This is a genomic window from Sphingobacterium sp. UBA7253 (genome assembly GCF_002472745.1).
GTDB classification, from domain to species: domain Bacteria; phylum Bacteroidota; class Bacteroidia; order Sphingobacteriales; family Sphingobacteriaceae; genus Sphingobacterium; species Sphingobacterium siyangense.
Genome location: NZ_DKSP01000174.1, coordinates 1 through 15,635, shown reverse-complemented (window position 1 = coordinate 15,635; position 15,635 = coordinate 1). Strand labels below are relative to the sequence as shown.

At 39.0% G+C, this 15,635-nt stretch carries 10 protein-coding genes; 5 read left to right on the top strand and 5 right to left on the bottom strand.

From position 1 onward, the window contains the following. Nucleotides 1–174: 174 nt before the first annotated feature. From B2X72_RS17580 to B2X72_RS17565, 4 genes are all read left to right on the top strand, one after another. Nucleotides 175–3,528, top strand: a complete 3,354-nt coding sequence (locus B2X72_RS17580; RefSeq protein ID WP_232475714.1) for a TonB-dependent receptor — start codon at nt 175–177, stop codon at nt 3,526–3,528. Nucleotides 3,529–3,748: 220 nt separating this feature from the next. Further along, nucleotides 3,749–5,104: a hypothetical protein gene (locus B2X72_RS17575; protein ID WP_088160696.1), complete on the top strand. Its 1,356-nt coding sequence runs from the start codon at nt 3,749–3,751 to the stop codon at nt 5,102–5,104. Between the two features lie 56 nt (nt 5,105–5,160). Continuing rightward, nucleotides 5,161–5,964: a hypothetical protein gene (locus B2X72_RS17570; protein WP_088160697.1), complete on the top strand. Its 804-nt coding sequence runs from the start codon at nt 5,161–5,163 to the stop codon at nt 5,962–5,964. Nucleotides 5,965–6,042: 78 nt separating this feature from the next. After that, nucleotides 6,043–6,288, top strand: a complete 246-nt coding sequence (locus tag B2X72_RS17565) for a hypothetical protein (protein ID WP_286850896.1) — start codon at nt 6,043–6,045, stop codon at nt 6,286–6,288. Nucleotides 6,289–6,361: 73 nt separating this feature from the next. On the opposite strand, the gene B2X72_RS17560 is transcribed toward B2X72_RS17565, so the two are convergent. From B2X72_RS17560 to B2X72_RS17540, 5 genes are all read right to left on the bottom strand, one after another. Next, the gene (locus tag B2X72_RS17560) at nt 6,362–7,720 is read right to left on the bottom strand and encodes a S41 family peptidase (protein ID WP_088160699.1); all 1,359 of its coding nucleotides are present in this window, start codon (nt 7,718–7,720) and stop codon (nt 6,362–6,364) included. Nucleotides 7,721–7,926: 206 nt separating this feature from the next. Further along, nucleotides 7,927–9,258: an OmpA family protein gene (locus B2X72_RS17555; RefSeq protein WP_286736433.1), complete on the bottom strand. Its 1,332-nt coding sequence runs from the start codon at nt 9,256–9,258 to the stop codon at nt 7,927–7,929. 144 nt (nt 9,259–9,402) lie between these two features. Next, the gene (locus tag B2X72_RS17550; protein ID WP_075991683.1) at nt 9,403–10,737 is read right to left on the bottom strand and encodes an OmpA family protein; all 1,335 of its coding nucleotides are present in this window, start codon (nt 10,735–10,737) and stop codon (nt 9,403–9,405) included. 90 nt (nt 10,738–10,827) lie between these two features. Continuing rightward, nucleotides 10,828–11,670, bottom strand: a complete 843-nt coding sequence (locus B2X72_RS17545; protein ID WP_088160701.1) for a universal stress protein — start codon at nt 11,668–11,670, stop codon at nt 10,828–10,830. 10 nt (nt 11,671–11,680) lie between these two features. Beyond that, complete coding sequence (locus B2X72_RS17540; protein ID WP_088160702.1) at nt 11,681–12,529, bottom strand: universal stress protein; 849 nt, start codon at nt 12,527–12,529, stop codon at nt 11,681–11,683. 422 nt (nt 12,530–12,951) lie between these two features. On the opposite strand from B2X72_RS17540, the gene alaS reads away from it, so the two are divergent. Next, a complete protein-coding gene (gene alaS, locus B2X72_RS17535) occupies nt 12,952–15,567 on the top strand; it encodes an alanine--tRNA ligase (protein ID WP_286850895.1) in 2,616 nt (871 codons plus the stop codon). The last annotated feature ends 68 nt before the right edge of the window (nt 15,568–15,635 follow it).

Below are 15,635 nucleotides of genomic sequence, written 5' to 3'. Positions count from 1 at the left end.
ATATTTACTAATTCGGGAATAAAAAAAGAGAGCTGACGACGGCCATCGTCAACTCTGCATCATGTACCATTTGGAGATGGTATAAATAACATATACAACAACTTAAGAGATATTATATACGCATACAAATTTATGAAATTTAAGCAATACGTTACGCAAAACGATATTAAGTTTATGATAAGGACATCGTTGGTAGGTCTATTTCTTTCGATCGTGTCGGCCGAAATGCTCTTAGCTTCGGGCGCATACGGGCAGTTACTCAATAAAAAGATTACAGTTTCTTTTAGTGAATCTAATATTCCGGCGGCTTTCGAGCGTTTGGAATCCGAAAATATACATATCGCTTTCGATGCAGCGAAATATAATCTGGCAAAGAAAAAGGTAAATGCCAAAATTTTTAAAAGTAGTAGTGTCCGCGATGTCATGCGTTATCTGCTCAGGGAGACTGACCTAATGGCTCAAGACAACAGTGTCTATATTACATTAGTCGAAAAACCGGTACAGCAGAATGGGTATATTTCAGGTAAAGTTATTGATGATCGCGGTCAGCCTTTGGCTAATGCCAGCATCAAACTGATCGGTACCAATAAATCAACACAGAGCGGTATCGATGGGAGCTATCTTTTGAATGCTGAACCGGGAACCTACATATTGGAAGTCAGTTACCTCTCTTACCAGACCCAACGTATTGAAGGGGTCAAAATACAGTCCGGACAACGGACAGGGTTAAACATTGCCATGAAGACGCAGGTAAATGCGCTAGAGACGGCAGTTGTCAATGTATCGTTTAAAAAAGCTTCCGTAGCCGGTCTTTATGCGGCGCAAAAAAACGCAGCGTCGGTGACGGACGGAATATCCGCCGAACAGATCGCACGTACACCGGACAATGATATGGGGCAGGTTTTAAAACGTGTTACCGGATTGACCACTGTTAATAACCGGAACGTCATTGTGCGGGGGATGTCCGACCGCTACAATCAGGCCATGTTGGACGGTGTGGTGATTCCGAGTACTTCGCAGAATAGACGGGATTTTTCCTTTGATATTATACCGACAGAAATGGTGAGCTCGGTGGTGGTCAATAAAACGGCAACACCGGATGTATCCGCTGAATTTTCTGGCGGACAGGTTTCGGTAAATACATTGGATATTCCGGAGAAGAATTTTACGACAATACAATATGGGATAGGTGGTAATTCCCGCACAACTGGCAAAGACTTTTATCGGCTGGGGGAGCGGAAAGCATCGGAATTTTTTGGTTTTAATCATTCTTCTTCAAAACAACCTGAGGGGATATTGCCTTGGTATTGGAATGGTGAAGCCCGACGTCTGGATGCCCCCCCTGGGTATGTACTGGACGATCCAAAGTTAAATGAAGAATTTTTAATGCCGGGTTCAGATGTCAAGTATAATGACATTGATGCAATATCCCAATCTAAACAGGTCAATGCAGACGCTATGAAACTATATCGTTATAAAGCCAATCCCAACCAAAATTTTCGGTTTGCATTGGGGCGACGATATAATCTTTCAAATGGATTATTGTTTGGTTTCTCTGCTTCTGCGAATATTCGAAATGAACAAAATATTGTAGCCTTCAATAATGTGAGAGGATCCGCTATTAATGGAGCACACTATATTGACAGTACAGGAGTCGGTTTAAATGGAGCGGGTACTTCTTATCGTTTTAATAGTAGTAGTGGGTTAGTTGCGAATTTTGGGTTACAAGGGCAGGATTTTAAGCTCGCATTCAAAAATATATATGCCCGTACTTATAACAACTCCTATAATGAAAATATTCGAGCGGCCTTTGCAGACCTAAGTAATGCTCCAACAAAAAATCAGTATCAGCTGCCTGAAGCAATGTCTTTACAACAGCATCAATTAAGCGGCGAATATAAATTGCCTTGGAAAATTAAAGCGGAAGGCATGTTTGCCTATAATAAAATCAAACAACAGATTTTAGATGAGCGGAAATTGAGATATAGATTGACTACTGTATTCGATGATCAACATCTATTTCAGACTCCAAATTTGTTAAATCTTTCAGGATGGTCAAATTCATCTGTGCTGGGAAAAGATTCCCGTATGTGGACACAGATCAATGAGGATGATTATAATTGGGCAATGGCATTTTCCCGCATTTTTGGAGAAGGACGATCTGTCAGTACTTTGGTTAAAGTTGGTTATCAGGGCTGGTCTAAGAAGCGAGATTTATCCATATTTCGTTTGTTGCCCTTTACGCGTTCCTATATGCCTAATGATCCGTCAACCGCAGCACCTGCTATCGAAGCGCCTTATGATGTGTTGTTTTCGTCGGAAAATATTGGCAACGGCATTGGTCAGGCTTATTATTATCCCGAGCTTATTGGCGGAAATGTATATGACGGAAGTATGCAATCGCACGCAGGATATTTTATGTTGGATCAGAAATTATGGAATAAATTGCGCTTGGTGTATGGTGTTCGTGCTGAATATTATAACCTAAAAAATCGTCAGGACGAAATGTTTAGAAAACAGAATGGTGATCCGAATGATGACAAAAATAAATTTATAGCATATAAATTGCTTGTGCGTGAAAATAATTGGAAATTTTTACCATCCATTAATGCCACTTATAGTGTTACTAATACCTTTAATGTTCGAGGTAGCTATTCAAAAACTGCAATCCGTCCAGATTTTCGAGAAACAGGTTTTTTTGGATTTTATGACTTTGAACTGGATGCGATTATTTCAGGGGATAATGTGGAATCGACCTTTATTGATAATGTAGATCTGCGGTTGGAATGGTACCCAAGTCCGGGAGAAATTATATCATTAACGGGATTTTATAAATATCTGGATAAACCCATTGAACTGGTCGAAGATGAATCATTTACGGGTGGGGCCTATTATGTCTTTAATAATATGGAATCTGCTAAAAATAATGGGTTAGAATTTGAAATTCGTAAAAATTTAAGTTTTATAGGTGATAAAGATTGGTTAACAAATTTTTTTATCTCAGCGAATGCAACGCTTTTAAGCTCCAAAGTAAATGTATTGAGTTCGTGGAAGTATAAGATTGTTGACGGAAAGGAGTTGCCTGAGCGGATTAAAGATCGTTCTCCCGGTCAGGATCGTCCTTTGATCGGTCAATCACCATGGTTGTTGAATTTGGGAATTGGCTATTGGGGAAATTCATTCGGAACGACGGTTAGTTATAACCATAGAGGATACAGAACGAATATTACTTCCATTGATCCCAATAGAGTGGAATATGAATTAGCGCCTAAGCAACTGGACCTGCAGATATATAAACGTTTTCTCAACAATAAATTAGAAGCTAAGTTGAATATGGCGAACCTATTAGATGATTGGACTCGCTATTATCAGAATACAGAGGGATACAGTGTCGGAAATGAAAATGGAATTTATACAATCAAAAAATTTAAAGGGGACAATAGATACAATAAAGCTGATGGGGATATTATAACCTATCGAAAAAAAGAAGGGAGAAGATTTAATCTTTCATTGACATACAATTTTTAATAAGATAAAACTATCTGCGCGAGGCAGTTTCATATCACTCCTCAATAATGTACATAAGTTCCGGGTTCGTCCAAGTCGCACAACAGGGAAGTAAAATAGAAAAATACAGAAAACGGGTGATTGAAAACAACTATGCAACCTTATGAAATGCTATCCCATAGGGATGCATAGTCTAAAAAATGATCTTGTGATGGCAAAGCTAGTAATTATTTAACACAAAATGAAAAAAATCTTAACAGTAGCAAGCGTATGCGCAATCGCATTAGCTTCTTGTAACAAAGACAACGTAGGACCTAATTCAGATTTGAATGCTGGTTTGCCAAACAAACCTCAGGCAACGATCCCAACAGATGCTGCCGGTATTATTACTAAAACTACGCTTTCTGCAGATACCGTATGGAAAATTGATGGAGTTGCTTTCGTAAAACCGGGTGCGACATTGACAATTCAAGCGGGTACTTACATTACTTCTGGTAATACTAAAGCCTACACTGATAATGTCTCTGGAAAAACACACGATATTAAGGGAGTATTAGTTGTTCCAAAAACAGCGAAATTGATCGCTAATGGTACTGCTGCATCGCCTATCGTGTTTACTTCTCCGAATGCATCTGGATCCCGCAATCCTGGCGATTTCGGTGGATTGATCATATTGGGATCAGCAACAACAAACCAGCCTGCGACAACAAAAATCGAAGGATTACCGCAACCAATAGGAACAGATGTATCTTATGGTGGTTCTAGTCCAGCAGACAATTCAGGTTCATTGAAATATGTGCGTATTGAATTTGCCGGTTACAACTTGAACGATAACAATGAAATCAATGGATTAACGCTAGGTGGTGTTGGTAGCGGAACTACCCTAGAAAACATTCAAGTATCCTGGGGTAAAGATGATGGCTTCGAATTCTTCGGAGGTACTGTAAATGCGAAGTACTTGGTTGCATTATCGAATGACGATGATGACTTTGATTTCGATCATGGATACACTGGAACAATTCAATATGCCTTATCATTAAAGGATCCTAATTCAACAAATAGCACATCAAGCGGTAGCTCGGATTCAAACGGTTTGGAGTCGGATAACGAAGGTACAGCACCATATGCAGCGACACCTAAGACTCGTCCGGTATTGAAAAATTTCACATTCTTGGGTATTAAAGATGCTAGTGTAGCTACGACTAAGCTGAAATTTGGTAACCGTTGGAGAAGAGCTTCACAGTATGATATTCAAAATTCGATTATCGCAGGTTATGCCACAGGTGCTGCATTTCAGGATGGTGCAACAGGTACTTTTACAGGTAATGTTGTACATGCGTATACAGCAGCATTCAGTGGTGCAACACCAGCTGGAAATCAAACAAATGTTTCAACGGATGCTGCTGCTTATTTAAAGCTAGCAGGTGGTGTTAATATTTTTTATCCAACAACATCTACATTTAATCCTGCTTTTTTAAGACCATTGTCAACTTCACCTGCATATGGTGATGGAAGTACAACTTATAAAGGTGCATTCCATCCGACAACTGCTCCTTGGACTGCAAACTGGACTCAATTTGCTCCAAAAACTTATTAATATTGATTATTTAATTGAGTGAGCCATGCAATGGCTCACTTCTTTATCCTTTATAGATGATTAAAAATTTATTTCTCTGTTTTATAGCCCTTTGGATTGGATCCCTATTGTCTTCCTGTCAAAAAGGTGAACCTATTGTAGAAACTGAAGAATTGGCCCGGATTGCTTTTAGATCCTATAGCACTGCGTCGGTGGATGTAAAAAGAGTAACGATAGATGGAAAAGTTGCTAATCCAAACGATGCTAATTTTATTTTTATACGAAATAAAGATGCCGATTCTTCATCGGTCGTTGCATATAATAGTAATGATCAGGTCGTCCTAGAGCAACGGCTTCCGCTCAAATCAGGATTAAATACCTTTGGTGTACATAGTAAAAGTCCCATTGATCCGTCACTCGTTGTTGGGCCAAATCCCTTGGGAGATGATGTTGAATCGATTCCGGGTGTGAGGCAAGTAAAGATCTTAAATTATAATAAAACAATTTCACCTAATGGTGAGCCAATTCGATTGGCGGTTTATCAAGGTAAGCCTGTCTATGATGAAAGTTGGGGAATGGATATGGTCAAGTATGACGAAAATCCAATCCTGATTACCGACTTGATATCAGATAAAATTCCCGAAGAATTTATCAAAATACCGATTGACGCTACTTTTGTGCCAAAGGCGCAAGTATTAGATAAGGATTTAAAACCGATCCTTATAGATGGACAAAAAGTCTTTTTGTTTTTTAATTTTTCGGTAGATATCGGTATTGTATATCTCCCTCAAAAAGAATCCGATGCATATTTTGATGTTGATGCATTCTCAGAAATTGGAGGGATAGGCTATGGTTTGGATAATATCTGGCTACAGAAATAAAACTCATTACAAAACAAACACAGATACCCGTCAACACTTACATCAATGGTAAACCATTAATTCAAAAAAATAGTCATTATGAAAGGCATCAATGCTATAAAACATCGTAATTTATTTGCTATCTCCCTGAAAATTCAGGGAGATGTAGATCAGTCCGTTGATGCGGCTGCGCTGCTATCCTTAAGGAATGAAATGGCGGAGCTGAATGAACTTTATCGGCAATATTTGGAACAGTTGCAGCAGCTGGAAGACATCGTACAGGACTATGATCGAAGGAGCGAACCATTCGTTCGAAAATCTTGTCTCCTTCTCTTCGCAAATTAGCCAAAAATGGACAGACTGGAGCCGATCTACGTATGATCATCACCTCATTAAATTCTTGTGCACACTGATAAAATTATTTTTCGGTCTTATCCTCTGTACTCACTTCGATAGGTATTACCTGATAAGTACTTCCTCTATATTTGGGGGATAAAATGTTCGTCTTTTCTGTTGTATTGATAGTGCCCTTGACTCTGGTGTTTTTATCACGAATTGTTCGTAACACTTCCCGGATCAATGGATCTCTGGTGTCACCTATTGGGGGTAAAGGTAAAAAGGCAAATTCGTCGATCTTGATAGAAGGAGTAATTCCGTTGCTATAATCTCCTTGTCCCATTTTATTGTATATTTTATAGATCATGGGAATCAAATGCCAAGCACGTTCAGTGCCATGAATTTCCTCAGGTGTAGATAGTGTGGTCGATGCCATATCTTTTCCATAGGTTTTATCGCCAACCTGTACAACCTGTACATAGGGATGTAATCCATTAATTAACATTTCGGACGCAGATGCCGTGTTTGGCCCTGTGAGTATAAAAATTCTTTTTAAATGTAAACCTTGTTTTAGAACATCTTTTGCTGAAAATGAATAGCCATCGGGCTGACCTTGCAGTGCTGCTGCGAAGCTGTCTTCTCTATTTTTGATATTTTTGTTGCCTTGGTATTTGGCAAAAATGTCGTTTTCCTTGATGTCTGCCAATAAGAGTGCGCAAAATGAGGCGAAAGCAACCTGTCCACCGGGGTTATAACGTAAATCGACAATAAGTTCTTGTACCTGTTGGGACTTGAAATTTTGGACCGCTTCCAATAATGAATATGCCCCACTAAAGTCAAATTGACTTAAAAATATATAGCCTACCGTGGGGGAGGAGGAGATGAGTTTAGCGGTATAGAGGACAGGCTGGGAAATATAGGAAGAAGGCAGATGAAAGATTTTGCCATCGTTTCGCGTCAAATGCATTGCCGGTAAAATCAAGGATTTGCTTAGTAGCGATTTCAGGTTGCTCTGGTCGATAGGCTCGTTGTTGATGTGGCTTATGCTGTCTCCCCTTTTGAGTCCTATTAAATCTCCTTCGCTGAAGGGAACAATCTGGGTGATCAGTTGGATGGTTTTACCTGTTGTTTGGAGTTGTACCATATCGAACCCAAAAGTATTTGTTAGCGTATTTCCATAGGTATCACTATTTAGGGTTTGTAAGATAGTGGAAAAATGATCTTCGGGGTATAGGATATGTTTGAAAAATAAATCTGGACTTTGTTGGTAATCTTGGGTTGATCCAATTTTATAATTCCAGTAGTAGTAGCGTTTCATTTGGTCTAATGTCCACTGGTTGATGGTTTCATTTGAGCCGGGTTCGTGAAGTGGTGGATCCTTTTCACAAGAGGAAAAGATCAACGAAAAGAAAGCCAACACAAGAGCATGGGGTCTACGCATTTTTTAAATTTTGCTTTATTAAAAATACGTGTTATGCTGTTTGTTTGGAAGTTATCTTTTTGTTGCTCAAATGTTTATTTACTTTAAATAGGGGGATCTTTTTACGTTTACCTTATCAAAGAATAAGATTTCGATAAGAAAAGGAGTAATAAAAAAGGCATCACTTCACGTGATGCCTTTGGCTTGTATAAATCAAAGAATATCGATTAATAAAGCGTGAACTCTACGCGACGGTTTTGTTGACGACCATCAGCGGTTTTGTTTGATGCGATCGGTTGGTCAGGGCCATAACCTGTCGCTTCAATACGTGATGCATTAGCACCTTGAGATACTAAATAAGCTTTTACCGATTCAGCGCGTTCTTTTGATAAACGCATGTTCAATTCACGGGAACCTGTATTATCGGTGTGACCAGCTAGTTTTAAGCTAAAATTTTTCTCGATTAACAGTTCGGCTACTTTATTTAATGTCGCGTATGACGTAGGACGTATGGTTGCTTTTCCTAAATCGAATTCCAGGTTTTTGATTGCGTCAGCAACAACTTTTCGGTCAGCCTCTGTTACAACAACCTTCTCAACCACTCTTGTTTCGTTTTTAACAACAATTGGACATCCTGCACCGTCTACCTGAACACCTGAAGGTGTGCCTGGGCATTTGTCATATTTGTTAGCTACACCATCACCATCATCATCTTTCAGGTCACTGTTTAGGCCATCCAATTGATTTTGTAGTGCTTGGTTTTTAGCATTTAAAGCATCATTTTGTGCTTTAAGATCATCATATTTCAATGTGTAGTCGTTAACTAAGGTCGCTACTGGATTTGAATTGTTCAAAGCCGGTTTGCTACCATTACCCAATGCAAATTCTAAACCACCATGGATGTAAGTAAACAAGTCATTCTTATATTGACCACCTTGAATACCGTCAAAGTTTTGGTTAACCCAATTTAACTGATAACCCAACTCGAAGTTGATCCCTTTGGCAACAGCAAATTTAAGTCCCATGTCCAATGGTACGTAAATTTTGGAAATGCCATCCGATTCTTGGGAAGTTGTTCCTGTCGTCAACGTAGTTTTGCTGTTCATCACACCAACACCTATTGATGCATAAGGTTTGATGAAACTGTTAAAGAATCTCCAGTTGGTATTGGCTGCTTGGAACTCTCCAGATAAGGCCACTGACCAAGGGGTCTTTGCCTCGAATGACTGATCTGCTGTTTTCGTTAAGAAAGCACCTCCTGTTTTACCTCCGAAATAACTTCCTTTAATACCGAACGAAGGAGAAATTTGTTTTTTAATATAGGCACTGTAACCCAGGTTCCATGCCAAATCTTCATAACCTGCACGGTTGAAACCAGCAATATTGGTTTGATTAGTCACCCCTGCACCGATACCAATAGACCATGTTCTGTATTGCGTAACCGGACCAAATGGTGTTGTTCCTTCAATGGATGATCCCTTCGCATTTTGAGCAATTGCATTATTGGCAAATAAGCCCGCTGATGCTAGAGCAAGTACTAATTGTAATTTTAGTTTCATATAATTTGTGTTTGTATAAACCGATGCAAAAGTAATAAGTTAAAAATTAAATTCACTATAGGTTTGTAGTTGAAATATGATATTTGGTAAATAAAAAGGTGTTTCTATTAAAAACACCTTTTTATTAGTGTAATTTGTTAGTTATTAATAAAGTGTAAATTCAACACGGCGATTCTGTTGACGACCCGCTGCGTTTTTATTGGATGCAATCGGTTGGTCTGGACCATATCCAGTTGCTTCGATGCGCGACGCGTTAGCACCCTGAGATACTAAATATGCTTTTACAGACTCTGCACGCTCTTTAGATAAACGCATATTTAATTCACGTGAACCTGTATTGTCGGTGTGACCTGCGAGTTTTAAACTAAAATTCTTCTCGATCAATAATGCAGCAACTTTATTCAATGTTGCATACGAAGTGGAGCGAATCGTTGCTTTACCTAAATCGAATTCTAAGTTTTTGATCGCTTCAGCAACAACTTTTCGATCGGCTTCGGTAACGACTACTTTTTCAACAACTTTGGTTTCGTTTTTCACAACAATTGGACAACCTGATCCGTCAACCTGAACACCTGAAGGTGTGCCCGGACATTTATCATATTTGTTGGCAACACCGTCACCGTCGTCATCTTTTAGATCATTGTTTAGACCGTCCAATTGACCTTGCAAAGCTTGGTTTTTAGCATTCAATGCATCATTTTGAGCTTTTAGATCATCGTATTTTACTGTATAGTCATTCACAAGGGTTGCGACAGGATTTGAATTATTCAATGCAGGTTTGCTGCTGCTGCCCAATGCGAATTCTAAGCCGGCATGTGCGTAAGTAAATAAGTCATTTTTATATTGTTGATCAACTGTTCTGTTGTCAAATCTTTGGTTTGCCCAATTCAATTGGTATCCCAATTCAAAGTTAATACCTTTGGCAACAGCGAATTTCAAACCAAAATCTGCGGGAACATAGATCTTAGAATAAGAATCTCCATATTCACCTTTGTTACCACCAGCGATTGCAGCAGTTTCAGCATTCATTACCCCAACACCAATCGATGCATAAGGTTTAATAAAACTGTTGAAAAATCTCCAATTCGTGTTGGCTGCTAAAAACTCACCAGATAAGGCAACTGACCAAGGAGTTTTGGTTTCGAATCCAGTTTGCTTGTCGCTGTTATCATAACCAGCTGTCTTTCCGCCAAAATAAGTTGCTTTTAATCCGAATGATGGCGAGATTTGTTTCTTGATATAAGCACTATATCCTAAATTCCAGTCTAGTTTGTCATAACCACCATTGTTAAACTTGGCGATATTCTGCAAGCTTGTTACACCGGCTCCTACACCGATAGACCAGGTTCTATATTGTGTTGCCGAACCTAATGGAGTTGTGCCTTCGATTGATGCTTCTTTTGTGCTTTGCGCAAAGGATGCGGTGGATAAAATTCCTGCCGCAACAAGTAATCCTGATTTTTTAAGGCTAATTTTCATAATGCGTGTTTGTAAAATTATCTACTATAATACTGTTGTTAAATTAACTCACTGAACACTCTTGCAATAAATTTGCCAAAAATTATTTGGTTACTCTACACGCCCAAAAAAGTTTGGCACCTCAATTTCAAAAGCCAGATGCTTAACAATATTTTCTGTAAAAATGTTTTGGAAAAAAGTTTTTCTGCTTTTTGTGATCAAAATAACATCGATATCTTCATCCCGGATAATGGTATGGATACCGTTAGCAATATTCTCTCGTGAACCTGCAAAATAACTTGGCGACTTGATGATATAGGAAATATCCTCGATACCAGTTTCAGCAATGATCTGTTCAATCCAATTTTTAAGTTTTTCTCCTAATATATTGATATCTAGGTTGTTTTTGTTGATGTGGATAAGCTGTAAATGGAAATTTTTTCCATACAATGGTATCGCTTGTTTAAGCACTTCAAGTTCACCGGGTTTGAAATTTGTCAATAGAGCGATGTTGTCATTTTTGAATTTTGTCACGTTTTTCGGGATGGCTAGAACAGGGATCTTCGACTCTTTAATGACATCATATGTATTGCTTCCAATCAATACAGATTCAAGTCCGGTCACTCCTTTTGTACCCATAATCACCGTTTGATAGACCTCTTTTATCTCTTGTTTATCCAGTGTTTCAGCCAAAATACCGTTGGCAAATAAGGTAGAAATTTTAAGCGAAGGATATTCCTGTAGAAGTTCGGCTACAAGTTTTTCCATCTGATGGCGAGCTTCTCCCTCGGTGGGGTCTACTAAATGCTTCGCATTTGCAAATTTGTTGATATGCGAAGTGAACGAATGAAAGAGTGTAATCTCATCATTTGTTGTCGTCGCGATTTGAGCTGCATAAAATGCGGCAACTCGTGCGTTTTCGGAATAATCTACTGGTATTAATAGTTTAGACATGGCTATAAGGTTATGCTTTAGTAAAAAATATTGGAACTAAGGGATGACTAAATAATGCTTTTGCAACGGAACGCGTAAAAACACGTTCAAAGAACGATTTCCTCGATCGTGTCACCAGTAATATTTTGATCTTTTCCTCATGGATCATCTCATTAATCACTTCCGGAACCGTATCTAAGTCCTCAATGTCGCCTTGTATTGAATCCACTTCTATAGCAATATTGGTCACACCAATATATTTTTTGATCTTATATTTCCATACTTCAAGCTTGTCTTCGATTCTGTTTTCTGATGAATGATCGTAGTGAACATGCATAAGTTTTAGTTCAAAGTCTTTGCCGATAATGTTGACAAAATCCTGCACGGTCTGTACCTCTTCTTCTTTAAAATTAGACAGTAAGCCAACTTTGTCAATAGGTGTAAAGGACGCTTCAGTTGGGATGGCCAAGACAGGTATTTTGGCTTTTTTGCTAATGACATAGGTCGTGCTGCCAATAAGTTGGCTGTCGTCATTGGTGATGCCTTTAGTCCCCATGATGACAAAATCGAATCGACTAGGAGTGGCGAGCTCCGGTAGTGTTTCAGTAATCATACCGCGCTCACATTGGGTGGTTATTTCAAGCGTAGGATGCTTTAATTTTATTGATTCTGCCAGATTTTTAATAAGGATATCAGCTTTGAATGTTTGGGAAGTTGCCTCGTTACGGCTATTTTCTTCCTCAAATACAGCAGAAGCCGAAGTATAATTGTGGTAAAGATGGATAGAATACCCCTTTTCGAGGGCAAGGTCCACTGCGTAATTTACAGCATTATTAGAATGAGCCGAAAAATCTACCGGTAGTAGAATGTTTTTTTTCATTAGAAGGAATTTAATCTACAAAATCTAATCTTATTTATTTTGCATTTAGGGAATGTGCGTGAAAGTGTACTGGATTCCCTATTTTACTATCAAATGTAATAAAACAAATGTAATTGTGAATGACCTTAAGTCAAATAGTTTTTGTTGTTTTACGTATTGAATTTGACGCGCTTTAGACAAATATGAATAACGAATAACAGTTTTAAAATGTTGTATTTAATATCAGTTTGTGATTTCTGTCATATCTAAAATAAGTGTACCCTAATTGTCTGTATGTTATCTCCTGATTTTTTTGTTTGAAAAGTCAATATTGAAGTTTTGGTCGTTTAGAGAAAACAGTCGTTTCAAGGTCAATATATGGAATTCTACATTGCATAACCTACCAATTTTGAGTAAGTTTGCACATATTTTTAGATAATTAAATGACAAGTAGAGAAATTCGTCAAGCCTTTCTGGACTTTTTTAAAAGTAAAGGGCATCAGATAGTACCTTCAGCACCAGTAGTGGTAAAAAATGACCCGACATTAATGTTTACCAATGCGGGGATGAATCAATTCAAAGATTTGTTTCTTGGTGAAGCACCCATCAAATTCCCGCGTGTTGCCGATACGCAACGTTGTTTGCGTGTTTCCGGAAAGCACAATGATTTGGAAGAAGTAGGGATCGATACCTACCACCATACGTTGTTTGAGATGTTGGGAAATTGGAGCTTTGGTGATTACTTTAAGAAAGAAGCTATTGCTTGGGCTTGGGAGCTGTTGACAGAAGTATATAAATTAGACAAAGATCGTTTATATGTAACTATTTTTGAGGGGGATGCAAAAGAAGGCTTAGAACGTGATATGGAAGCTTTCGATTTCTGGAAAGAATGGATTGGTGAAGATAGAATTCTCCTTGGTAACAAAAAAGATAATTTCTGGGAAATGGGCGAGACAGGGCCTTGTGGACCTTGTTCCGAAATCCATTTCGATATGCGTAGTCCGGAAGAGCGCGTACAGACTTCAGGGCAGAGTTTGGTCAACGCAGACCACCCTCAAGTAATTGAGATCTGGAACCTTGTCTTCATGCAATTTAATCGGTTGAAAGATGGTTCACTTCAGTCGTTACCAGCTAAACATGTGGATACGGGAATGGGCTTTGAGCGTTTGGTGCGATGTATACAGGGGAAGACCTCCAATTATGATACAGATGTATTTACGCCTACCATTGATTTTATTGCTGAGAAGTCAGGTATAAAATACGGTATAGATGAAAAGTCTGATATTGCCATGCGGGTAGTGTCTGATCATATTCGTGCGGTTAGTTTTGCAATTTCCGATGGTCAACTGCCATCCAACAATAAAGCTGGCTACGTGATCCGTCGTATTTTACGTCGTGCAGTACGTTATGCGTATACATTTTTAGGCTTTAAGACTCCTTTTATCAATGAACTTGTACCTGTATTGGCAGCTCAGTTCGCCGGAGTATTTGACGAATTGATCCAGCAGCAGGATTTTGTACAGAAAGTAATCTTGGAAGAAGAGGTTTCATTCTTAAGAACGTTGTCTACGGGCGTCCAACGTTTTGAAAATTATGTGGAGGACCACACCGTAATTAATGGGGATTTTGCTTTTGAATTATACGATACTTATGGATTCCCGATCGATTTGACGGAATTGCTAGCGCGCGAAAAAGGTTTAACAGTTGATATGGAAGGTTTCAACCAGGCACTTCAAATTCAGAAAGATCGTTCTCGTGCTGCCACTGCTATAGATACGGGTGATTGGGTTGTGGTAAATGATGATGATGGATTTGAATTTGTAGGCTATGATACGTTAACTGCCGTTACTGAAGTTATTAAATACCGTAAAGTTGTTGCGAAAAATAAAGAGCAATTCCAATTGGTGCTTTCTGTTAGTCCTTTTTATGCCGAAGGTGGTGGCCAAGTAGGCGACTCTGGAGAATTGGTTTCCGAAGAAACTGGAGAAAAGATTTATATCACAGATACGAAAAAGGAAAACGGTCTATTTGTACATTTTACAAACAAATTGCCGCTGGAATTGAAAGGAACATTTGTTGCGCAGGTCGATAAAACCAAAAGAATCGATACTGAAAACAATCACTCCGCAACACATTTGCTGCATGCTGCCCTGAAGCAGGTGTTGGGAAGTCACGTGAATCAAAAGGGATCATTGGTCAACGCAGATATTTTGCGCTTTGATATCTCTCATTTTGCAAAAATGACTGAAGAAGAGGTCAAACAGGTGGAAGATATTGTCAATGCCAAAATTCGTGAAAATATTCCATTGAAGGAGGAACGAAATGTACCTTATCAACAGGCATTGGATTCGGGCGTAACAGCACTATTTGGTGAGAAGTATGGCGATTTTGTTCGTGTAATCACCTTCGAAGATCAATATTCTAAAGAATTGTGCGGTGGTACACATGTTACAGCAACGGGGCAAATAGGTTTTTTCAAAATTGTTTCTGAATCTGCTGTAGCGGCTGGTGTACGTCGTATAGAAGCAATTACTGGAACTCGCTCTGCAGCTGTTATCCGTGAGCATTTCGAATTGGTTCACCACCTGAAAGAGCTGATGAATAATCCGAAAGATTTTGTTTCTGCACTGGGTAAAATCATCGATGAGAATGGTGCTTTGAAAAAAGAGGTAGAGAAAAGTATTACAGAAAAATCCTTAGCGTTAAAGTCAGATCTGGAAGCAAAGATCCAGCAGGTCGGCGAGATTAATTTCTTGTCCACAATCGTCGATCTACCGAGTGCAGAGGCGGTGAAAACCTTGGCTTATGCGGTAAAGGGGGCTGTTAATAACTTGTTCCTGGTGATCGGTGCTGAATTTGATGGTAAGCCAAGTTTGACCGTTGTCATATCAGACGAATTGGCCAAAGAAAAAGGGTTGAACGCAAGTAATATTGTGCGTGATTTGGCTAAGGATATCCAAGGTGGCGGCGGTGGTCAGCCGTTCTTCGCAACAGCTGGAGGTAAGAACCCAGCCGGATTAAAAGGTGCAATTGAGCGAGCAATAGATTTCTTGAAATAAATTTTAGGGGTAGTTGAACAGGCTACTTAGCTGAACTAGGATGTAAATAGATGATTTTATTTCCTAAA

What these genes read in the sequence shown, in the direction of transcription:
- B2X72_RS17555 (WP_286736433.1), bottom strand. Translation starts at nt 9,258, where the DNA reads ATGAAACTAAAATTACAATTAGTACTTGCTCTAGCATCAGCGGGCTTA.
- alaS (WP_286850895.1), top strand. Translation starts at nt 12,952, where the DNA reads ATGACAAGTAGAGAAATTCGTCAAGCCTTTCTGGACTTTTTTAAAAGT.
- B2X72_RS17570 (WP_088160697.1), top strand. Translation starts at nt 5,161, where the DNA reads ATGATTAAAAATTTATTTCTCTGTTTTATAGCCCTTTGGATTGGATCC.
- B2X72_RS17560 (WP_088160699.1), bottom strand. Translation starts at nt 7,720, where the DNA reads ATGCGTAGACCCCATGCTCTTGTGTTGGCTTTCTTTTCGTTGATCTTT.
- B2X72_RS17540 (WP_088160702.1), bottom strand. Translation starts at nt 12,529, where the DNA reads ATGAAAAAAAACATTCTACTACCGGTAGATTTTTCGGCTCATTCTAAT.
- B2X72_RS17550 (WP_075991683.1), bottom strand. Translation starts at nt 10,737, where the DNA reads ATGAAAATTAGCCTTAAAAAATCAGGATTACTTGTTGCGGCAGGAATT.
- B2X72_RS17545 (WP_088160701.1), bottom strand. Translation starts at nt 11,670, where the DNA reads ATGTCTAAACTATTAATACCAGTAGATTATTCCGAAAACGCACGAGTT.
- B2X72_RS17580 (WP_232475714.1), top strand. Translation starts at nt 175, where the DNA reads ATGATAAGGACATCGTTGGTAGGTCTATTTCTTTCGATCGTGTCGGCC.
- B2X72_RS17565 (WP_286850896.1), top strand. Translation starts at nt 6,043, where the DNA reads ATGAAAGGCATCAATGCTATAAAACATCGTAATTTATTTGCTATCTCC.
- B2X72_RS17575 (WP_088160696.1), top strand. Translation starts at nt 3,749, where the DNA reads ATGAAAAAAATCTTAACAGTAGCAAGCGTATGCGCAATCGCATTAGCT.